Origin of the sequence: Rudanella paleaurantiibacter, assembly GCF_009184635.1 — a bacterium.
Lineage (GTDB): Bacteria > Bacteroidota > Bacteroidia > Cytophagales > Spirosomataceae > Rudanella > Rudanella paleaurantiibacter.
Genome location: NZ_WELI01000001.1, coordinates 937,902 through 960,177 on the forward strand (window position 1 = coordinate 937,902; position 22,276 = coordinate 960,177).

Genomic DNA, 22,276 nt, shown 5'->3' on the forward strand with positions numbered 1-22,276 from the left:
GCCTGTGGCCCGCTTTTTCACTCTTTCGCTCTTTCACTCATTAAATTGGTCAGCGTCACAAAATCGGCTACGCTCAGTTGTTCGGCGCGCTTGTCCATGTACGCACTTTGGGCGGCAGCCTCGGTAATGCCGAGGGGTTTGAGGGCGTTCCGGAGGGTTTTCCGGCGCTGATTGAACCCGTGTTTGACGACCTGAATAAACTTCCGTTCGTTGCAGCCCAGGTCTGTAACCCCATTGCGCCGGACACTGATCACGCCCGAATGTACCTTGGGGGGCGGGTTAAACACCTCCGGTGGCACCGTAAACTCGTACTTGACATCGTACCAGGCTTGCAGAAACACGCTCAGGATCCCGTAATCTTTTTTGCTGGGGGGCGAGGCCAGCCGCATGGCGACCTCACGCTGCAACATACAAACTACCTCCGGGATACGGTCGCGGTAGTCGAGTACTTTAAAGAAAATCTGCGATGAAATATTGTACGGAAAGTTACCCGCAATGGCAAACGGAGCTGTTTCGGGCAGGTTGGGTAGGTAATCGGCGGGGGTAAGTTCCAGAAAATCGCCCTCAACCAGTCGGGGAGTCAGCCCCGGAAACTCTTTTTTCAGATAAACCACCGACTCACTGTCGATCTCGATGGCGTGCGTTTCGAAGCGGCTGTCGGCCAGCAGAAACTGCGTGAGTACACCTGTGCCGGGGCCAATTTCCAGTACATGCGCGTACGGTTGGCCGTCTGGACCGCGATGACCGCTCAGGAGATCCGCAATCTGATGGGCAATGGAGTGGTCGGTCAGAAAGTGCTGTCCGAGATTTTTTTTGGGTTTTACGTACACAAGTAATGCGTGAATTAGTGAATGAGCGAATGAGTGAACTGTAAATTCAGCGTCAGGTATTCGCTATCCACTCATTCACGCATTCGCTCATTGAAAAAGCCCCCAGTCGTCGGGGATATCATTTGATTTATCGAAACTATTGACCCATTCAACAAAGAGCACCCGGAAGTTTTCGATCTCGTCGCGCAGCAACTGAATGTAAACGGGTTTGGAGAGCTTTTCGGCCCGGAGGTAGTTGGTTTGGGTGAGGAGTTCGCGGGCGTGGGTCTTGATAATCACCGCGTTTTCCATCCGTAAGGTATACAGGTCGGCCCCTTCGGCCCCGACAATTTTGGTGGGGAGCATCATGGCGTTGGCCATCATCTGCTCGCTCATCATCAGTACGTCGTCTTCGTCGTCGATTGTACCGACAATCGCCTGCGTAATTTCCAGAATTTCATTAGCTTTCCGAAGAATAGGCAGTTGCTCAATCCGGCGATTCTCAGCCTCCATCTCACGCTGAGCTTCTTCGGGATCGTAATTCCGTTCAAATTCTTCCCAATCGAAAGCGTCGTCATCCTCGTCGTCAAAGTGCATTGCGGAGAGATTTTAGAGGTATCGTTTCTACAAAGCAACGCAAATAAGGGGCATCAGACAAGCCCCTGCCTGTTTACTTGAGTTCTAATAGAGTAAAATTTAACATCAATGATAACAATTTCATTTTAATTTGCTCTCGGGTGACCAAATCGGTAGAGGGTCGTACATCGTATTATTGTTGTGTGCGTAAAGAAAAGGATGATGAGGGTTTGGCAAACAAAACAGGCGATTTGTAGTGGTATACTGTTTCTTTACTGCTTGTTGGCTTGGCAGGCACAAGCCCAAATTGATGTTACATACCCGCTGAGCCGTATGGTTTTTCAGCGGAACAGTGCTAACCAGGCAACATTTCAGGTAGCGGGTAGTTTCTCGGCTCCCATCGACCGGGTAGAGGTTCAAATTGTGGACCGGATCAACGCCAACTCAAACGTGGGCTGGACTACGTTGCAAACCAACCCAACCAACGGGCAGTTTGTGGGAACCGTGACGGTGTCGGGTGGTTGGTATCAGATCAATGTGCGAGGGCGGCTGGGGACGAGTGTGGTTGGCACCGACGCCGTTGATCGGGTAGGCGTAGGGGAGGTGTTCGCCATTTTGGGGCATTCCAACGCGCAGGGTACGAGCTGCGGTAACGGAACGTGGGGCTATACCGGTCCCGATTTATGCCCCACCATTGATGGGGCGCTCGACGACCGCGTCAGTTGCGCCCGGCTTAATCTTAACAACTCGGCCAACTTCAATAATCCTGCCTTTGATCTCTACGAGCAAACGGGGGATAATCGGTATCTGCCGGGCCTCACGGCTTTTGAAAAATACAATACGTATGTAGGCTCTTCACCGTTCTCGCGGTTTGCCTGGTTTTGGGGCAAAATGGGCGATTTGCTGGTGCAGCAACTGGGTGTTCCGGTTTTGCTGTATAATGCCGGTTTTGGTGGTTCGCGGATGCAGGACGTGTACAATTCGGCCTATGATATTCCGTTTCAGCACGGGTTTATCCGCTATGATATTCGGATGCCCTACGTCAATATTCGCAACATCATGAATCTGTATGTGCCTTCTACGGGTCTACGGGCGGTATTGGTACAACACGGAGTCAATGACCGCGACAATTCGACGGAAACGATCAGAACGCACTATTTGGGCGTAATCGACAAAGTTCGGGCGGAGTTTAACCTGCCTTCACTGGCCTGGATTGTGTCGAAAGATTCGTATATCGGGGCTCCTTTTGAGAATGTGCGGGCGGCTCAGGATGCCGTCATCAACCGGGCCGAAGGTGATCAGATCTACCCCGGCCCTGACCTCGATCAGGTGGTGATGTTTAATCCGGCCTACAGCTTTGACGAAAACAATAACAACCCTGCCTTGCGTTGGCGGCCCGATGGTCTGCATTACTCACCGGCCGGGCAGCAGGAAGTAGCGGTTCGCTGGTCTAACGTGCTGGGGCAGCAAAGTTTGCTGAACGCGATTACGCCCGTGTTGCCCGTATCCCAGCCCTTAGCCAGTATTGCCTGCCCAACGAGCACTACCGGCCTTACCGTTACGTTTCCGACCGGCTACGAAGAGTACAATTGGGGAGATGGTACCAGCAATCAGAGCCGTAGCCTGCCCGGTGGGAGCTATACCGTTCGGTTGCGATTACCCAACAATCGGATTGCGTTTCCCCCTGCCGTGACTGTACCCAACTACACAACAACAGTCGCCCCGGCTATCGCTATTGCTGGTAATCAACAGAGCTTTTGCACGACAACTGTCCTCTCGCTGACGAGCACGGCCGGTACGCCAGTCCGCTGGAATGGGGCGGGGGCAACGGCCACCTCGTTTAGTATCACCACGCCCGGCAGCTACTCAGCCCAGACCGTCGATGCCGTGTATGGGTGTGTATCGGCTCCCACGGTGCTCACCATAGGGCTTGGGGCAGCTGATCTGAGCCTTGATATGTCGGTTAACAAGCGGGTTTTGAAAGTAGGTGACGAGGTGACGTATGCCATCTCGATGACTAATAACGGCCCTTGTAATACAGGAACCTTTAGCTGGCGTGACCGACTCCCGGCTAATGTGCAGTTCATCAGCTCGCCCGATAATCTGACGGCCGTTAATGGCGAAGTGATCGGTACGGTCGCGGCCGGATTGAACCCCAATGCGTCTATCACACAACGGTTTACCGTCCGGATTCAACAACCTGGTTTGTACCTCAACGCAGCCGAAATCAGCGCCATGGCCACTACGGACCCGAATAGTGTGCCTAATTCCGGCACCGGGGATGGTCAGAACGACGCAGCCCTCACCGACCTGCGCACCGTTGAAAGTACCACCATGGTGTATGCCTCGCCCAACCCGAACCAAACGCCATTACCCGCTGTCATTCCGAATCAACCGACGCCCGAGCCGGGTAAGGCTGACCTGAGCCTACAGCTTCAGTCGAGCCGCCGGGTAGGCCGTGTGGGCGATCCGGTCATGTTTTCGCTCACGGTTAGCAATCGGGGTGGAGCAGCCGCTACGACCGCTACGGTTGGCATAACCTTACCCACCGGGCTGACATTTGTGTCGTCGGCGAGTGGGTTGGTGGTCAATTCAGGGACTGTGCAGGGGACTGTTACGAACCTGGCGGCTGGCGGGTCGGTTACGCTAACGTTTGTCGCGAGTGCTACGGCCACAGGTAATCTGATCGTTAACGCACAGGTGCTCACGGCTTCACCTACCGACTCTGATTCGGAGCCGGGCAACGGGTTCACCAACGGAGAAGATGACACCGCGCAGGCGGATATCCGGGTCACACAATAAAGCCCGATCGGGTGGTTTTACAAAACGTCGGCAATTTGCTGTAGCTCCCATACTTTCCAGTTGTTGCAGTTCGCTTGTCGGACCAGAAGCTTGCGCCGGGTGAGCTGGGCTCGTTGATGCACCTCTTTTTGCTTTGAATTGGGTAATAGTTGAAGGAGCAAAGTCAGTTGTCGGATTGGTTTCAACGTGTTTGTTTCGTGCCCCAGAGCCGTTGCCAGCTGGCTAATTTCATCAATAGTCCAGAGATCTGGATTCTGCCGACGTAGCTGATAGCTATTCGGGTTGATTTGGGTGATACGGAGCACGTCGGCGGCAGCCACATCGCCGTAAGCAATGGCGCGAATGATGCTTCCTCTCAACGAAAGATACGAGTGGATTTGTTGGCTTAACAGCGACATGATTCGGCTGAATTTAGACCGACGGGGTTCCTGTATGATTGATGATCACACGGGAACCCCGTCGGCTACCAAAGGTTTGGGATATTAACGAATCTTACGAACAACTACGGGGACACAGACATTGGTGGGGCAGGCGCAACTTTCCACCACTGCTACCGTCAGATCGCGTGGACAGGCGGGCTGCCCGTTGATCATCAGCCATACCCGTACCGTGTAGTTGCCCGGCAACAGACCCGTTGCTACTACGCCGTTGGCTGGGATCGCCGTTGGGGTGGCCGGTGTGGCCTGCGCGGCATTGAAGCTCGTGCCCGGCGATACCTGATAGTAGTACCGGCCTGCCGTGCCCAGATTCACCAGTGTAATCTGACCATCGGCCTGTGGGTTGCTTCCTACGCAGCTGCTGTTTTTCACCAGAGCGGTGAACGAGGGTACAGCTGTTTCTTCAATCACAATTGGGCAGCAACCCTGACTGGGGCAGGCATTGGCCAACCCGCTATCAATGAGCACACTGTAGCTGCCGGGTAGGGTAGCCGTGAAGCTGCTGAGGGTGCCATCGGCAACGAGCATACTGCTCGTTGAGCCGGGGGCGGTGAGGTACCACTGGTAGCGGCTGTAGCCGGTAGGCGCATCCAATCGAATGGCGAACGGTTCTCCCTGACACACCTTGATGGGTACACTCAGGCAGGTTGTAACGTCAGACGTAGGATCGCCGGGGATTATTGCCGTGTTAAAGACAGTGCCTTCGCCGGTGATGCTGGCTGAGTAAGTGAGGGTAGCCGTGGCACCAGCGGGCAGGCTGGCAATAGCCCACTGTCCGCCGTTCAGGCCGGACGTAAAGCTGCCCGTCGAGACGCTCACAGTGCCGGGGATAATGGTCATACCCGCTGTGTGGGTGTCGCTCACCACCACGCCCGTGGCTGAACCAGGGCCTGTATTGGTCAGTACAATCGTGAAGCTAACTACGTCGCCTACCTGCGCTTGCCGTTTGCTAACCAGCTTGTTCAGCTCCAGATTAGGCAGTTCAATGGGCGTGTTTCCGGTTACGGTTACGCTACCCACGGCGGTACATTGGACAGACCCTGCCGAAGTAGTACAAGTTGCCGAGTAGAGGTTGCTACCAGCAACAGGTGTTACCACGATGCTGCTACCCGTCTGTCCGGTGTTCCAGTTGACTAAGCCAACACAACCCGAGACGGTGAGTGTTACGTTTTGGCCCACGGTGACCGTGTTGCTACTAGCGGCTACGGTAGCGGCTGGCATTGGTACCACTGTTACGGAGCCAACTGCCGTAGTGGCGCTGCCCGTCGTAGTGGTACAAGTAGTCGTGTAGCTGGTGGTCTGGGTTAAGGCCGGGGTTACGAGCGTATTACCCGATGTGCCGTTGCTCCAGGCAACCGTACCCGCACAACCAGCGGCTGTGAGCGTAGCAGACGAACCATGACATACGGTAGCCGATGAAACAACCAGCGATGCCGGTGCTTCGGTGTTGACTACGATGCTGGCCGTTGTGAAGCAGCCGGGGCCGGTGGTACAGGTGGCTGAGTAGGTCTGGGTGGCCTGCATTGGCATGACGACGATGCTGCTTCCGGTGCTACCGTTGTTCCAGGCAACCGAGCCCGTGCAACCGGTAGCTGTCAAGGTGACGTTGCTGCCTGCGGTCACCAGCGTGGCGCTGGCTGAGAGGTTGAGTACGGGTTGTGGCAGTACCGTGACGGTGCCCGTAGCCGTAGCCGAGCAGCCCGCCGAGCTGGTGCCGGTGACCGAGTAGGTAGTCGTTGCAGTTGGCGTAACCACTATGGATGCTGTTGTGGCTCCCGTGCTCCAGAGGTAGCTGTTGGCTCCAGAAGCAGTAAGGGTGGCTGAGCTACCGGCGCAAACCGTGGCTGAGGTTACGGTCACGACGGGGGCCGGATTCTGTACCACGGTGGTGGTAGCTGTGCCCGAGCACCCAGCGGCCGAAGTCGCCGTTACCGAGTAAGTACCCGCTGCGCTCACTGAGATGGCAGCGGTGGTGGCTCCGGTGCTCCAGCGGTAAGTGGCCCCACCCGAGGCTGTGAGGGTGGTGGTTTGGCCCGCACAAATGCTCAGGCTGGTTGCACTGATGGTGGCTGTAACAGCCGGGTTGACCGTTACCGTTCCCACGGCGAAGGTGGTCGAGGTGGTCGTCGTACAGGTGGCCGTGTAACTGGTAGTCTGTGTGAGGGCCGGGGTCACCAGGGTGTTGCCTGATGTGCCGTTGCTCCACGTCACCGTACCCGCACAGCCAGCGGCCGTCAGGGTAGCCGACGAACCCGCGCAGATGGTGGCCGAGGTGACCACCAAATTGGCGGGGGCTTCGGTGTTGACCACGATGGAAGCCGTGGTAAAGCAAGCGGGGCCGGTCGTACAGGTGGCCGAGTAGGGCTGGGTCGTTTGGGTTGGAGTTACGACGATGCTGCTTCCCGTACTGCCGTTGCTCCAGGTAACCGAGCCGGTGCAACCGTTGGCCGTCAAGGTCACGTTGCTACCTGCGGTCACCAGCGTGGCGCTGGCGCTCAGGTTGAGCACGGGTTGTGGTAGTACCGTCACCGTCCCCACCGCAAAGGTAGTCGAGGTCGTAGTGGTACAAGTAGCCGTGTAGCTGGTGGTCTGGGTTAAGGCCGGGGTGACGAGCGTGTTACCCGATGTGCCGTTGCTCCACGTCACCGTGCCCGCACAACCGGCGGCTGTGAGCGTAGCCGACGAACCATGACATACGGTGGCTGATGAGACGATCAGTGAAGCCGGTGCTTGAGTGTTAATCACAATCGAAGCCGTTGTAAAGCAAGCGGGGCCGGTGGTACACGTGACCGAGAAAGTCTGGGTGGCCTGCATTGGCATTACCACGATGCTTGCTCCGGTGCTACCGTTGCTCCAGGCAACCGTGCCCGTGCACCCGGTAGCGGTCAGGGTGACGTTGCTGCCTGCGGTCACCAGCGTGGCGCTGGCTGAGAGGTTGAGTACTGGCTGAGGTAGTACTGTGACGGTGCCCGTAGCCGTAGCCGAGCAGCCCGCCGAGCTGGTGCCGGTGACCGAGTAGGTGGTCGTTGCGGTTGGTGCAACCACAATGGAGGCCGTGTTTGCTCCCGTGCTCCACTGATAAGTGGCCGCTCCGCTAGCAGTCAAGGTTGCACTCTGTCCGGCGCAAACTGTGGTTGAGGTTACGGTCACGACGGGGCCCGGGTTGAGTACCACGGTGGTGGTAGCGGTGCCCGAGCACCCGGCGGCTGAAGTCGCCGTTACCGAGTAAGTACCCGCTGCGCTCACTGAGATGGCAGCGGTGGTGGCTCCGGTGCTCCAGCGGTAGGTGGCCCCACCCGAGGCTGTGAGGGTGGTGGTTTGGCCCGCGCAAATGCTCATGCTGCCCGCACTGATGGTGGCCGTGACAGCTGGGTTGACGGTGACGGTACCCACCGCAAAGGTAGTCGAGGTGGTCGTCGTACAGGTGGCCGTGTAGCTGGTTGTCTGTGTGAGGGCCGGGGTGACGAGCGTGTTACCCGATGTGCCGTTGCTCCAGCTCACTGTGCCTGCGCAACCGGCTGCGATTAGCGTAGCCGATGAACCGTGGCATACCGTAGCCGATGAAACAACCAGCGATGCCGGGGCTTGAGTGTTAATCACAATCGAAGCCGTTGTGAAACAGGCCGGGCCCGTGGTACACGTTGCTGAGTACATTTGGGTGGCCTGCATTGGCATTACAACGATGCTGCTTCCCGTGCTACCGTTGCTCCAGGCAACCGTCCAGGTGCAACCGGTAGCGGTCAGGGTGACGTTGCTACCTGCGGTCACCAGCGTGGCGCTGGCTGAGAGGTTGAGTACCGGCTGAGGCAGTACCGTGACGGTGCCCACCGCTGTAGCCGAGCAGCCCGCCGAGCTGGTGCCAGTGACCGAGTAGGTGGTCGTTGCGGTTGGCGTAACCACAATGGATGCCGTTGTGGCTCCGTTGCTCCAGAGGTAGCTATTGGCCCCTGATGCCGTGAGGGTGGCTGAGCTACCGGCGCAAACCGTGGCTGAGGTTACCGTCACAACGGGGGCTGGGTTCTGCACCACGGTGGTGGTAGCGGTGCCCGAGCACCCGGCGGCCGAAGTCGCCGTTACCGAGTAAGTACCCGCTGCGCTCACTGAGATAGCAGCGGTGGTCGCACCGGTGCTCCACCGGTAAGTGGCCCCACCCGAGGCTGTCAGGGTGGTGGTTTGGCCCGCGCAAATGCTCAGGCTGCCCGCACTAATGGTGGCTGTTACAGCCGGGTTGACCGTCACCGTTCCCACGGCAAAGGTGGTGGAGGTGGTGGTCGTACAGGTAGCTGTGTAACTGGTAGTTTGGGTCAGCGCGGGCGTCACCAGGGTGTTGCCTGATGTGCCGTTGCTCCAGGCAACCGTACCCGCACAGCCTGCTGCCGTCAGGGTGGCCGATGAACCGGCACAAATGGTGGCCGAGGTTACAATCAGATTGGCCGGGGCTTCGGTGTTGACCACGATGGAAGCCGTGGTAAAGCAAGCGGGGCCGGTAGTACAGGTGGCCGAGTAGGTCTGGGTCGTTTGCGTTGGGGTAACCACGATGCTGCTTCCCGTGCTACCGTTGCTCCAGGCAACCGTGCCGGTACAACCGTTGGCTGTCAGGGTCACGTTGCTGCCTGCTGTAACCAGCGTGGCGCTGGCTGAGAGGTTAATCACTGGCTGGGGTAGTACGGTCACGGTGCCCACCGCGAAGGTAGTTGCACTGGCTGTGGTACAGGTGGCTGTATAACTGGTGGTCTGCGTGAGGGCCGACGTTACCAGGGTATTGCCCGTTGTTCCGTTGCTCCAGGCTACTGTTCCGGCACAGCCCGAAGCGGTGAGGGTGGCCGAATTACCGAAGCAAACCGTGGCCGAAGTCACGGTGATGGTTGCGGCCACCGTACAGCTGGCCGGAGCGCTATAGGTCGCCGTGGCCGAGCCGCAACCGGGCAGATTAACCACTACCGTGTGCGAGCCGGTGCCCGACGTCAGGCCCGTGAGTGAGTAAGCGACCGAGGTAGCCCCGGTCGGTACCGTCACTGTGGTGCTGCGGGTACCGTCGGTGATGGTGGCTGTTCCCGCTATTGTACTGGTCAGGCTAATCGTACCTGAAACCGTGTACTGGTTCGTTGCTGGGGTACAGGTACTGGGGGTAGCTGTGGTTGCCAAGGCACAGGGTAGTTGTAGAGTCAGATTGGTGGTGGCTGTGGCTGTACAACCCGTGCCGTTGCTGACGACTACCGTGTAAGTGTACGTACCTGCCGTGGTAGGTGCCACTACGGTGCGGCTGGCTATTGTGGTCGCTGAGGGGGAACTGATGCCGGGACCGCTCCAGATGTAGGTAGTTACGCCAGCTGTGGTACCACTGGCGGTGGTATTCAGCGTCACGTTTGTACCGGGAGCCACGTTGTTGGGAGTTACGGAAGCAGCAACATTGGAAGGGGTTATACAGGGGAGTTGCTGCAAGCAAAGTGCATCAATTTTAGCGGCACCAGAAATGCCTTGACCAGACAAGCCAACAGCACAAACCCGAAGAGCCGTAGCAGTGGCCGGGGCCGCCCCAATACTCAGGCTGTAGGGGCCTCCAAACTGTCCGTTTGATTCCAGTATATGCGTAATTGGCTGAGACTGCGCTGTGCCTATTGCCGATGTTCCATTGTAATACTGCAAGGTCACGGTTTGCCCTAGTACCTGATGAACCCCTGCATAATACGACAGCGAATAGCTTGAGCCGGTGCTGACGGTTACGTTTTGGCAAAGTGTGGGATTGGCAGCATCGGCCGTATAACCAAACCCAACCCCATCGGCAGCGGCAAATCCTGCTCCGTTACTTATCTGGTCAGAAACACCCCCTGTCCAGCTGGGTGGAGGAGATATGGAGAAGACACCACTTGAAAAACCTTGTTCAAAGCTGGGGTTGAGTAGCTTGTTGCCTACACAGGCGATAACAGGATTGACAGATACCACCGTCAAGCTTGTCGTAGTCGTTGCTGTACATCCTGTGCCATTGTTAACGATTACAGTATACGTGTATACACCCGCTGTGGCAGGTGCGGCTACCGTACGGCTCGCTACCGTGCTGGCGGTGGGGCTGCTGATACCCGAACCACTCCAGGTGTAGCTGGTGCTGCCAGGTGTTGTATTACCGGCCGATACTGCTAACGTTACTGTGGTCCCCGGTGCTACGGTGCTGGGGGTAATAGTGGGGTTGAGGTTGGTAGGTGTTGTACACGCTACGGGTGTACAGGCCGGCCCAGGGCCAAGCTCACACAACACAACGTTATCAATTAATAAACCGTCACGCTGCGCATCTTTAATACTGATCAATAAACCAAAGTCGACTGGAGTCTGACTATTGCCATCGGTTGTGAATGAAAGTTCAACCTGTGTCCACTGGATCGCAGCGCAGTCTGAGGTAGTGTTGACCTGGTAATTGGTCCGTACCCAGTTGCCAACGACTCCTGCATTCTGTTCGAGGAAGAAATCAACTTTGCCGTCGGAGCCGCTAACAATGCTGTTGGGGCTCCATCCTGCAACTTTAGCTCTGAGAACATACCGTGTACAGCTTTTTAGAGGAAACTGTTCAAAGGTAGCTGGGGAGAGGCATTGATCTTCAGAACCATTGCGGATCCAGATCATCTTGTTGCCGTTGCTGTTGAGGTAGAAAATACCGTTGTAGTCTCCCTGGTCCTGGAAAGGGTTAGGGAAAGGGTTCGCCCAACCGCTCGGAGCTGCTTCGTTTCCTGTGGGTTGCGTATTATCTTTTTGGAGGAACGAAGCAGCTACACCTGCCACATTATCATTGAATGTGTTAGTACCAGCTACAGTCTCAAAGTTTCCGTTCGGAATCAGGTTGGTACCGCAGGATGTGGATTGCGTAGGAATAGGAATAGTGCAATTACAGCTCGCTGGCTTTACACTAATGTTGTCCAGAAAATAAGCCCAGATATCCCCTTGGGTGTCGCCGAAGGTTGTAAACTGGAGTATAGCACTCGAACCGGTTGCGGTGAAAGTGAACGTCTTTTGTTCCCATCGAACCGGGTTACCTGTTGAGCAAGGGTTGGTAGGGTCCGGGATTTTATCCGCCTGATTGACAGGAAAATCATTAGAATACGTGCCACCGCTCACGATTGCGGCATTCCAGCCACCACCATTCGGAATATCAACACAGGTACCTGATGGAGCCCGCCATTTCGCCCCGGGAGCAATGTAGAAACAAACCGTGTACTGCTTTCCACTCGTCAGGCCAGTTAAGGTCTGCGATATTCTGGTTTGCCCATTATTCTGCGTTAGGTAGCCGACCAGAAATTTAGTGCCGTCTTGTGGCTTATAACAAGTCGTAGACCCGCCCGAAAAGAACAAGCTGGGCCAATAGCCGTCGCCCACAGCTTGATTTGATGTCCATGAGTCTAAGTCTGGAATATCAAAGTGAGCATCCGGGAGGTCGGGGGTGACGTAAAGGGGGGTATAATTATCCGATTCAAAGCTATTATTGATCACCACGTTGGGTTCGGATGGGCACCCGCACGATTGCCCCCTTGCGTCAGAGGCCAATAGGCTAAGCAAGGCCAATCCGCAAACGTTGACGAGCATACACCACCCTGAAAAAGTGAGCCCGTTTGTTCGGTGCATCCAACTGGTTTTCGGCCTAAATAGCCTAGTCCAGACCTTGTCGAAAGGACGTAAACTCCTAACGATTGTAAGAAGGGAGCCGATAAGCAGTTTAAGCCAGCGTGTATAGCTCCGAAAAGCGGAAATGTGTGTCATACCCGGAAGTCGATCAAGTATTTTTACCGTGAAAAGGCAAGGGTCAGGCAATGAATTGTCCTGCCGGAGTCGAATCAATTTCTATGCAAAGCAGAGGGGGAAATAAGCGAAGGGTGGTTATCGTGACTTTTTGGTACAAAAACCCAGCGCAGAGCCTCATAAAACAGGCGAGAATGGATGTAAGGCCTATTAGTAAAAATGGGGCCAGAAAAGAGCAGGGCGCATTAAGTACCTAAAAGTTAGTACATTTATGGCCTAACAGCCCACTTTTTGCCGAATGGTTTAATCTAGGCTGTTACTCATTTACTTATACTTAACCTTACTCGTGATATATGTGTACAGACCTCATTCGGATGGGGATGGTGCCGCTGTTTTTTTGTAGTCTGCTACTAAATATTCAGGTGAGCCGGGCTCAATCGTTTGCCGATACATATCCTGTAAATAAGCCCGATAGTCTGGTGCAATGGCTGCGTGCCAACCCAAAGGCCCACCCACAGGCGCGGCTGAAAGCCCTGATTACGCTCGAACGAACCTACACCTGGAACTATCACGATAAAGTGGGGGAGCATCTTCCCGAAATCAGTCGGCTGGCTAAAGCCTTGAACCATACGGGGGCAAGGGCGTCGGCCGCGTACATCCAGGCGTATCGGTTGTTCAATCAGAATCGGTTAGCCGATGTAATATCCCTGGCTAATCAGTCTCTTAAGCTTTTTGGGGCAGCGAATGATCATTCCGGGCAGCTCCATGCGTACGGATTGCTGGTGCTGACCAATTCGACTTTGTATGGCAACCGGGTGACGTCGAGTCGGGCGCTTAGTGAGCAGTATTTGGGAAAAATGGAAACACTGCTGCGCGACAACAATAATGTGCATGATTTCCTGACGACTCAGCTTGTACATACCCGCTTTCAGTATGGTGAAATGGAAGACGGTGCCCGGTCGATGCGCCAGACATTAGACAATGCTGCTCAGGTGATTCAACAACGGCCCGATTGTGCCTACGCACGGTATCGGTTTGGGCGGGTTGAGGCTATCTATTACGGTCTTATTGGCGAACATGAAAAGGCGTATGCCCTCAATAAGCAGGTGTTACAACAAATAAAGCCCGAGCAGGGCTGGGAGATGGCTACTTTAACCTACAACCTGGCTACCGATTGTTATAAACTCAACCGCATCGACGAGGGAATTGCGCTTTGCCAGCACAGTATTGCTATGCTGACGGGTGTGAAGCCGGTCAATTACGCAATTCTGGCCGGCCCCTATACCAAGTACCGGGAGTTGATGCAGAAGAAAGGAGACTTTGTGGCTGCTAACCGCCTGGCCGACAGCGTACAGAAGTACAACGGAATGGTGTTTCTGGCCCAAAATGACCAGAAGATGCTGGAGCTTCAGGTCCGGTACGAGACAGAGCGTAAACAGGCACAGATTGCCGAGCTGAAACGGTTGAACGAGGTAACGGCCGTTCAGAACCGAATGTACCTGATCGGGTTGGGGTTAGCCATGGTTGTGATTGGGCTGGTGGTGTACCTGAGCTTACGGCTGCACCGAGCCAATGCCCGGCTTTCACTTGCCCTTGCCGAAGTACAGCAGCTGAATAAAGCCCGCGAGCAGTTTATTGGCATCATTGCGCACGATATGCGCAAGCCGCTTGTCTCGTTTCAGGGCCTGGCCGACCTGATCAACGACCGACTCAAACAACGGGCTTACGCCGACATCGGCCAAATATCGCAGGCTATCGATTCGGCCGGGGTGCAGATCGAAACCATGCTCGACAATCTCCTCCGTTGGGCCTTGTCGCAGCGCGAAGCGATTCCGTATCACCCCGACAATATCCGGGTCACCGACCTGCTGCACCGCGTAACGGAACTACACCGGCATCTGGTACAATTTCACAACATCAATATTGCCGTTGACTGCCCCAGTTCCGTGCTGGTATGGGCCGACGTCGACAGTCTGGAGCTGATTGTACGCAATTTGATCGATAATGCCTTGAAAGCCATCGGAACCAGTGGCTGTATTCAATTATCGGGTGAGGTGACCGACCAACAGGAGGTGCAGATTCGGGTTTGGAATTCGGGCCGTGGGGTTAGCCCCGATAAGCTGCTGTTTTTACAGGGCGTGCTGACCGGCCGCCGGGCGGTGCAGATCGGTGAGCATGGGTTAGGGCTGGGTTTGTTGCTGGTGCGCGATTTCGTGGCCCGTAACAAAGGGCGCGTAACTGTGGAGCCGGGCAAGCCCGAGGGAATTTGTTTTGTGGTCACGCTCCCGAAGAGTGTGCAGGCCGACACGCTTCGGGCTGCCCAGACGGAGTACGCATGAGTTTGAAACTGAGTGGGTTTAATTATCCACTTTTTTTGTTCAATTATCCTATCTGTTGCCAATTCTCCAAACAGATATCCTTTGGTTCGCATTTTAGTTGCCACCTGCCCACTTGTAATAATGACCGATGCGTTAATCATTGAAGACAATCTTCTTGAACAAATCCGCCTGAAGGCGATGATTGCAGAACAGGGGTTCTCCCAGATTGAAGTAGTCAGTTCGCTATATGAAGCCCGTGAAGTGTTAAAAAAAGGGCCCCCCTTATTAGTATTGGCCGATGTGTATCTGCAAAACGAATCAATTCTGGAGCTGCTTGATGAACTCCGGGCCCTGGCTGTACCAACCGTTTTTGTGAGCGTTTCGAACAATGAGGAGCTCTGTCGGCAACTGACGGTCAATTCAAATTTCGGGTATCTGGTCAGGCCGTTCGATAAGCTCAGTTTGCAGTCGATGATCCGTCTGGTTAGCAACACGGCACAAGCGGCCAAAGGGGCGCAAAGCTTTTTGCTGGTGCGCCATCAACATGGTCAGAAAAAACTTCCCTTAGACGAAATTCTGTGGCTTGAAACGTCGGGTAATTACGCCATCCTCGTGACGGCTACCGAACGTTTCTGCATGAAAAAATCACTACGTCAATTACTCAAACAACTCGACGAGCGGTTTGTGCGGGTACATAAGCAATTCTGCGTTGATGTACAGAAAGTTAGTCACCTGAAAGCGCATTCGGTATTGATCGACGGACACGAGATACCGGTAAGCTACCATTGCAAAAAAGAACTGCTCCGAAAACTCCTGCAGTTCAACCGGGCCTACACGGAGGTTGGGGGGCTTTCGTGAACTTTTTTTGACTGTTCATCACCCTTTCTTTTTTGTAGGTAGTTCGTCAGTATAGAATTTGATTGCTTTGTCACTGTATACTTTTTTTATAGACCGGTAGTTAGGAAAGCTGTCTTCGCCACGTAAGACAGCTTTTTTGTTTGTGCACGTATAGAAAAGTCCGGCCTTCGCCAGAAATCCGGTGGCGACCGGGAAAGCAACCGGAGGCAGGTTATGGCAAAAATTTGGCTTTTGCCGCCCTACTTTCGACCTTTGGCCTTCGACTTGTTTTCTATTGTTATGACCTATTGTTTAGGTATCAAAGTGCGTTCGGGCCTGGTGGCCATTGCCGATACCCGCCTGACATCGGGCACCGAAGTGTCGAGTAACCGGAAAATTACCGTTCATCAGGTAGAACACCACTCGCTGTTTGTGATGACCTCAGGGCTGCGGTCGGTGCGCGACAAAGCCATTACCTACTTCCGCGAAGTGCTGGCCGAACAAGATCGTTCGTTCAATAAACTCTACAAGGCCGTGAACGCGTTTGGGGAGCAGGTGAAGCGCGTGGCTCGCGAAGATCGGGAGTCACTCACCGCCAGTGGCCTTAATTTCAACCTTAATGCCATTGTGGGCGGCCAACTCGAAGACGACGACGAACACAAGCTCTTTATGCTGTACCCCGAGGGGAACTGGGTTGAGGTTGACAACGGATCGCTGTTCAAAATTATCGGTAACTCGGGCTACGGGAAACCGTTGCTGTTCCGAAATCTGACCTACGACACTAGCCTGGCCGACGCGCTTAAGATTGGCTTTCTGGCGTTCGATGCCACCCGCGTGAGTGCCAACGACGTTGATTACCCGCTCGATGTGGTCATCTACCCCAACAACAGCTTCCACATGACCGAGCACCGGCTCGAAAAGGACGATATGGACGAAATATCGCATCAGTGGAGTGCGCTGCTCAATAATTCGGTTCGGAAACTGCCCAACTACTGGATGGACCCTATTTTTGAGAAGCTGGGGTCCGGAAACCGGTATCCGTAAACAACCGCCCGAATTTCCCGGTTGAACCTCTATCTACTCTTTGTTGCGCTTATGCACCTCCACGTTCGGCATACGTCTACGTACCAGTACAATGGACCCGTTGCCCTGAATCCGCATACCCTTTACCTGTACCCCCGCATGTACCCGTATCAGCGGTTGATCGCGTACGAGCTCATCATCGACCCGGTACCGTCGAAGGTGGTGCGGAACGTCGATGTGGAGGGCAACGTACAGCAGGTGGTGTACTTTCACGGGCCGACTCAGCGTCTGAGCGTTACGGCTGATATGGTGCTGCAATCCGACGATTTCAACTCGTTCGATTTTGTGATTTTTCCGTTCGAGAGCAAAAAACTGCCCGGCTTCCGCTACCAGGCTGGGGTAGAGTCTTTGCTGCATCCGTACCTGGACCGCACGGGCGTCACGGCCGAGGTAGAGCTTTGGGCGCGTCGGCTGGCGGCCGGGGCCAACTGGGAAACGGTTCCGTTTCTGTCGGTGCTGAACCAGACTATCCGGGGTTTTGCCTACGAGAAGCGTGAACATGGGGCCCCCAACGCCCCCGAGGATACGCTACAGGCCCGGCGGGGTTCCTGCCGCGATTACACGACCTTGTTTATGGCTGCCTGCCGGAGTCTGGGCCTGGCCGCCCGGTTTGTGAGTGGGTATCTGTTTGGGAATCCGCAGCAGGAACACGAACTCCACGCCTGGGCTGAGGTGTACCTGCCTGGTGCCGGCTGGCGGGGGTTCGACCCAACTGAAGGGTCAGTAGTCAATAACCGCCATATTTTTCTGACGAGTACGGCCCGCCCTGAGCTGGCGGCTCCCATTGCGGGTAGCTACAACGGCTCGGCCACTTCTGTGTTCTCCAACGAACTTTTGATTACAAATGATGGGGGAATAGCTGTTCCGAATCCGGCTGTCTGACAGCTACGAGTGGGGGAAAAGAGATGAAGACAACTGAATGTGCCAAGCTGATTCAGTTGTCTCAATGCAATTAAATGGGTTGGATAAGTCGGAAAACTGCCTCAATTCTAAACAACTCTGACCTCACTTCAACGGTCAATCTCCACCAAATCCGGTTTTTTCTCCACTAAGTAAAAACACGGTTGCTATAAGGTGTTTACCATTGTAAGTTTACCCTAAGGTTGGTGGCCTTATATGGATAAACTTCTACTATTTGTTTTCTTCCTGGGATCGGGTTGGGCGCTGGGGCAGTCGACCACACAACAGAAGATTCTGGCTGCTCAGGCCGAATACCGTACGGCTGTAGCGCGTTGCGACACGCCCGCTATGGCCGAGGCCGCCTATCTGCTGGGGAAACGATACCGGTCAGCAGGCGAGGGGGCTGCAAGCTGGCGCTGGCTGCTGCATTCGCTCCGGCTCCGCGAAAGCCGGGGGCCGTCTGTAGAGCTGAACAAAGTGTATATTCAGCTGGGGAATGCCAGTGGTACCATCAAAGATTATGCACAGACGTATGCCTATGGACAGAAAGCCCTGGCCAACAGCCGGAAACTGAACCATCCGCATAGCCAGATGAGCGCCTACACGTTTATGAGTGGGGTTCATTGGACGGCAAGCCGCGCTTTTCGATTTACGCCCGAACGCCCGTTCGCCTATTCAGCGGATAGTGCCCTGTTTTATATTCAACGGGCCGAGGCTATTGCCCGGCAAATGAAGGTCCCACTCGAAATCGCCTACGTGCTACGAAGCAAGGGAGGGATTTTGGCAGAAAGAGAGCCCAGAAAGGCCATCGACTGCTTCACCGAAGCCCTAAAGGTGCATCAGACCCTTAAAAATTGGGGGCAGATCATTAATCTGAATCTGGAACTGGTGCAGGCGTATCTCAACTTGGGTGATCTGCGCACCGCACGAGCTCACCTACTGACAGCCGAGCAAGTCAATCGAGTTGCCCCCATCGACTACATGGAGGGCAAGGTTTTGTTGCACCAAACTCTGGCGCGCTACTACCGGGCTACCCAAAACTGGAAAGAAGCCCATCGGGAGGCTATGGTGGTCGACTCGCTGGAGAAAATCTCCGAGAGTCTTGAACACCGGGCGGCCATTGCCCAGCTTAGTATTCTGTACGACACCGAAAAACAGGCTGCTTTGCTCAAAGCCCGCGACGCCGAGCTTGCCTTGCAGAACAACACCCTCCAAACCCAGCGGTACATCACGTACGGCATGATGGGGTTACTGATGCTGTCGGTAGGGGTTGGCTTCGGGTTTTACCGGCTGAATCGGCAAAACCGGCAGATTAGCCTCCAAAATGCTCATCTGGTGCGGGAGCAGAGCCACCGTATGAAAAATCACCTGCACACGGTGTCGGCCCTGCTGAGCCTGCAATCGAACCGGCTCACCGACGATAGTGCCCGCCGGGCTGTTGAAGAAAGTCAGCTGCGGGTACACACCATTGCCCTGCTCAACCAGCAGCTCCATCAGGGCGAAGAACTCGTAACCCTGGGTCTGCCTCATTTTATTCCAAAACTGGTTCGGACTATTCTCGATAGCTATGGCTTTAGTCAGATTCAGCCTGAGTATCAGTTGCAAAATGTGCCCATTCACATCGATCAGGCTATACCGCTGGCTCTTATTATCAACGAACTGGTAACCAACGCCTGTAAATACGCGTTTAACGCTCATCCAGACCCACAGTTGACCGTTCAGTGCTGGGAGGCAAACGGGAAGCTGCATTTGCAGGTTCGGGACAATGGCCCTGGTTGGTTGGCAGGCCCCAATAGCGAGACCGGATTCGGCCAACGCCTGATCGATTTGCAGGTTCGGCAGCTACGGGGAGAATGTACGTTTTCGGGGCCGCCGGGCGTTACATTCGACCTGGTCATTGGAATTAAGTAGTGAGCGAATAACCACACCTATGAAAGAACCCTTACAACTCTTGCTGGTTGAAGATGATTTGTTGATTGCCGATGTTATTGAAAACGAACTGAACCGGGCCGGTTTTCAGGTAGGTGCAGTAGCCCACACCGCTGAGGAGGCTATGTTGTTTCTGGAAAACAACCGGTTCGACCTCGCCTTGATCGACATTAACCTCGACCCCCTCTCGGCGGGCGATGGCGTGGCCGTGGCGCAGGCACTGCTCCTGACGCAACCCATTCCGTTTATCTACCTGACCGGCGTCACCATCAGCACGGACCCGGCTACCTTTGAGCGGGCCAAAATGACTCGACCGGCGGCTTTTCTGAACAAACCATTCCGAACCGACGAACTGATTGGCCAAATCGAACTGGCGGTGTCGAACCATAAGCCAGGAGAGTTCCCACCGGCCCCCGAACCCGAGGAGCCCGTTTACCTGCCCATTCGGAACGGATTCAGCCGGGTCAGTCAGATGGAGATCTTTTGTCTGGAGGCTGCCCGCAACTTTACTACCGTGTACCTGACCCGCGAAGCCGCCGAACGGATCATGACACCCAACGGTGGGCAGGCCGTAATCGTGACTGGAAATCTGAGTTATGTGAACCGGTATTTGTCGCCCCGGTTGTTCTATCGGCTCGATAAGTCGCTTGTAATCAATCTAAAACATATAGATCGAGTAGAGAAAGAGCAGATTTGGGTAGGTGGCCGTACGGTTGCCATTAAAGAAGGGGCCCGCAAAGAGCTCCTGAAGCGGTTGCCAGTCATTCGAACCCGGTAGCGAATGGGGTAGGGGCAGGCCCGGATGTAGCGGACATTTTTCTGACAAACGGTACGTACCCAACCGCGCAGAGTGGTTATCTTTGCCGATTCACAGACGACTTTTTTAACCGATTCACGTGGCATTAATTAAATCTATCTCCGGGATTCGCGGAACGATTGGGGGGCGCAGCGGAGAAGGTCTGACACCGTTGGACGTTGTAAAATTTACGGCTGCTTTCGGCCAGTGGCTTCGCCAGCGGGCAACGACACTGGGCAACAACACGGCCCCAACCGTCGTGATTGGCCGCGATGCCCGACTGTCGGGCGAAATGGTGTCGCGAATTGTGTCGGCCACCTTGCAGGGGTTGGGTATCAACGTCGTTGACCTCGGTCTGTCGACTACCCCCACCGTTGAGCTGGCCGTTCCTGCCGAAAACGCAGCGGGCGGCATCATTCTCACGGCCAGTCATAACCCCATCCAGTGGAATGCCCTCAAGCTCCTCAACGAGAAAGGGGAATTTATCTCTGGCGACGATGGCGCGGAGGTACTCGCTATTGCCGAGGCCGAAGCCATCGACTTTGCCGAAGTGCGCAAGCTGGGGAGCTATCGCACCGACGATACGTACCTCCAGAAGCACATTGACCAGATTCTGGCCCTGCCGCTCGTAGACCGGGAGGCCATTGCAGCTCGGAACTTCCGAATCGCAGTCGACGCCGTTAACTCAACCGGTGGCATTGCGGTGCCCATGCTGTTACAAGCGTTGGGGGTCGAAACCATTACGAAACTGCATTGTGAACCCACGGGGAACTTCGCGCACAACCCGGAGCCATTGCCCGAAAACCTGACCGATATTATCAATCTAACCCGGAAAGATAATATTGATCTCGGCATTGTGGTTGACCCCGATGTGGACCGGCTGGCCTTGATTTGCGAAGATGGTTCACCGTTTGGCGAAGAGTACACCCTGGTAGCTGTGGCCGATTATGTGCTTAAAAACCGGCCGGCCGATGGACGGGCGGGCAATACGGTCTCGAACCTGTCGAGTACGGTGGCCCTGCGCGACGTAACCCGTAAAGCCGGTGGTGAGCATTTTGCGTCGGCCGTGGGTGAGGTGAATGTAGTCGAAATGATGAAAGCCAACGATGCTGTAATCGGGGGCGAGGGCAACGGTGGGGTCATCTATCCCGACTTGCACTACGGGCGCGACGCGCTGGTAGGCATTGCTCTGTTTTTGAGCCATTTGGCTAAGTTTGGCAAGTCGGCTTCGATTTTGCGCCGGACGTATCCGAGCTATTACATCTCGAAAAACAAAATTGAACTGACGCCAACCATCGACGTGGATTCGGTGCTGGAACGTATCAAGTCGAAGTATTCGCGCAACCCGATCAATACCATCGATGGCGTGAAAATCGAGTTCGATCGGGAGTGGGTACACCTGCGTAAGTCGAACACCGAGCCGATTATTCGGATTTACTCCGAATCGGACACGCTCTCGACAGCCGAACACCTCGCCAGTAAAATCATCTCCGACATTAAGGAGGTGATTTCCGAAAAGCGGTAGGCGTTCGCGCCCCTGGATTCAAAAAAGACCCTACCTGGAGAGGCAGGGTCTTTTTATTGGTTTTGGATCGATTGCCAGAGATAATACCCAATTACTGCAAACAACCCGCCTATGAGTACTCCGGTTGACAGGAATGACGGCATTTGGGTGCTGCCCAGGGCCAGCTGGCAAATTTCGAATTGCATAACCGCCATCAGTAAAGCCAGAACTAAACTGATTGCGGCCATCATTTGATACGCGAGCCGAATTTGTTTGTCGCGGTTTTCGGGGGTAATCTTCACCGGCATGTTAAACGACTCGGCCGGAGCCACTTCCCGAATCAGGAGCAGAAAGGCAATAGTTCCTGTGATGAGACCCGGCCCCAGAAAAACAGTCTGTTTGCTACCCCAGCCATTAGGCGTTCCGGCCAGATCAACGTGAATGGCCATACGGTCGGGGAGGTTGGGGTACACATACACCGTAGCGGCCCAGGTGAGCAGCACTACCAGCCCGGTAAGGCGATACAATAGGCGTTCAGAACCAGAAACCGGGGGCGTTTTCAT

13 protein-coding genes are annotated in these 22,276 nt (G+C 55.0%); 8 read left to right on the top strand and 5 right to left on the bottom strand.

All coding sequences use genetic code 11. The features are described from left to right. Positions 1–17: 17 nt before the first annotated feature. A complete protein-coding gene (rsmA, locus tag F5984_RS03620; protein ID WP_152122841.1) occupies positions 18–830 on the bottom strand; it encodes a 16S rRNA (adenine(1518)-N(6)/adenine(1519)-N(6))-dimethyltransferase RsmA in 813 nt (270 codons plus the stop codon). A gap of 87 nt (positions 831–917) precedes the next feature. Beyond that, entirely contained in the window at positions 918–1,406 is a 489-nt protein-coding gene (locus tag F5984_RS03625; protein WP_019987440.1) for a hypothetical protein, read from the bottom strand. A gap of 312 nt (positions 1,407–1,718) precedes the next feature. On the opposite strand from F5984_RS03625, the gene F5984_RS03630 reads away from it, so the two are divergent. Beyond that, complete coding sequence (locus F5984_RS03630) at positions 1,719–4,187, top strand: DUF11 domain-containing protein (protein ID WP_185155408.1); 2,469 nt, start codon at positions 1,719–1,721, stop codon at positions 4,185–4,187. Positions 4,188–4,204: 17 nt separating this feature from the next. Here F5984_RS03630 and F5984_RS03635 read toward each other — a convergent pair whose 3' ends face one another. Beyond that, positions 4,205–4,585 carry a hypothetical protein gene (locus F5984_RS03635; RefSeq protein WP_246168803.1) on the bottom strand — a complete coding sequence of 127 codons (381 nt, stop codon included), beginning with the start codon at positions 4,583–4,585 and terminating at the stop codon, positions 4,205–4,207. A gap of 84 nt (positions 4,586–4,669) precedes the next feature. Further along, positions 4,670–12,193 (bottom strand): DUF11 domain-containing protein, encoded by a 7,524-nt coding sequence (locus F5984_RS03640; RefSeq protein ID WP_185155409.1) that lies wholly within the window; start codon positions 12,191–12,193, stop codon positions 4,670–4,672. A 506-nt stretch (positions 12,194–12,699) separates the two neighbouring features. Between F5984_RS03640 and F5984_RS03645 the strand changes: the two genes are divergently transcribed. The 7 genes from F5984_RS03645 to glmM all read left to right on the top strand — a co-directional run bounded on the left by F5984_RS03645 (position 12,700) and on the right by glmM (position 21,734). After that, positions 12,700–14,685 (top strand): sensor histidine kinase, encoded by a 1,986-nt coding sequence (locus F5984_RS03645; protein WP_152122847.1) that lies wholly within the window; start codon positions 12,700–12,702, stop codon positions 14,683–14,685. Between the two features lie 120 nt (positions 14,686–14,805). After that, positions 14,806–15,522 (top strand): LytR/AlgR family response regulator transcription factor, encoded by a 717-nt coding sequence (locus F5984_RS03650; protein ID WP_152122849.1) that lies wholly within the window; start codon positions 14,806–14,808, stop codon positions 15,520–15,522. A gap of 279 nt (positions 15,523–15,801) precedes the next feature. Further along, positions 15,802–16,545: a peptidase gene (locus F5984_RS03655; RefSeq protein ID WP_152122851.1), complete on the top strand. Its 744-nt coding sequence runs from the start codon at positions 15,802–15,804 to the stop codon at positions 16,543–16,545. Between the two features lie 51 nt (positions 16,546–16,596). Continuing rightward, entirely contained in the window at positions 16,597–17,466 is an 870-nt protein-coding gene (locus F5984_RS03660; RefSeq protein WP_152122853.1) for a transglutaminase family protein, read from the top strand. A gap of 234 nt (positions 17,467–17,700) precedes the next feature. Beyond that, complete coding sequence (locus tag F5984_RS03665) at positions 17,701–19,395, top strand: sensor histidine kinase (RefSeq protein WP_152122855.1); 1,695 nt, start codon at positions 17,701–17,703, stop codon at positions 19,393–19,395. 19 nt (positions 19,396–19,414) lie between these two features. Further along, complete coding sequence (locus F5984_RS03670; RefSeq protein ID WP_152122857.1) at positions 19,415–20,191, top strand: response regulator transcription factor; 777 nt, start codon at positions 19,415–19,417, stop codon at positions 20,189–20,191. 118 nt (positions 20,192–20,309) lie between these two features. Further along, a complete protein-coding gene (glmM, locus tag F5984_RS03675; RefSeq protein WP_152122859.1) occupies positions 20,310–21,734 on the top strand; it encodes a phosphoglucosamine mutase in 1,425 nt (474 codons plus the stop codon). 53 nt (positions 21,735–21,787) lie between these two features. Here glmM and F5984_RS03680 read toward each other — a convergent pair whose 3' ends face one another. Beyond that, the gene (locus F5984_RS03680; RefSeq protein ID WP_152122861.1) at positions 21,788–22,276 is read right to left on the bottom strand and encodes a DUF1648 domain-containing protein; all 489 of its coding nucleotides are present in this window, start codon (positions 22,274–22,276) and stop codon (positions 21,788–21,790) included.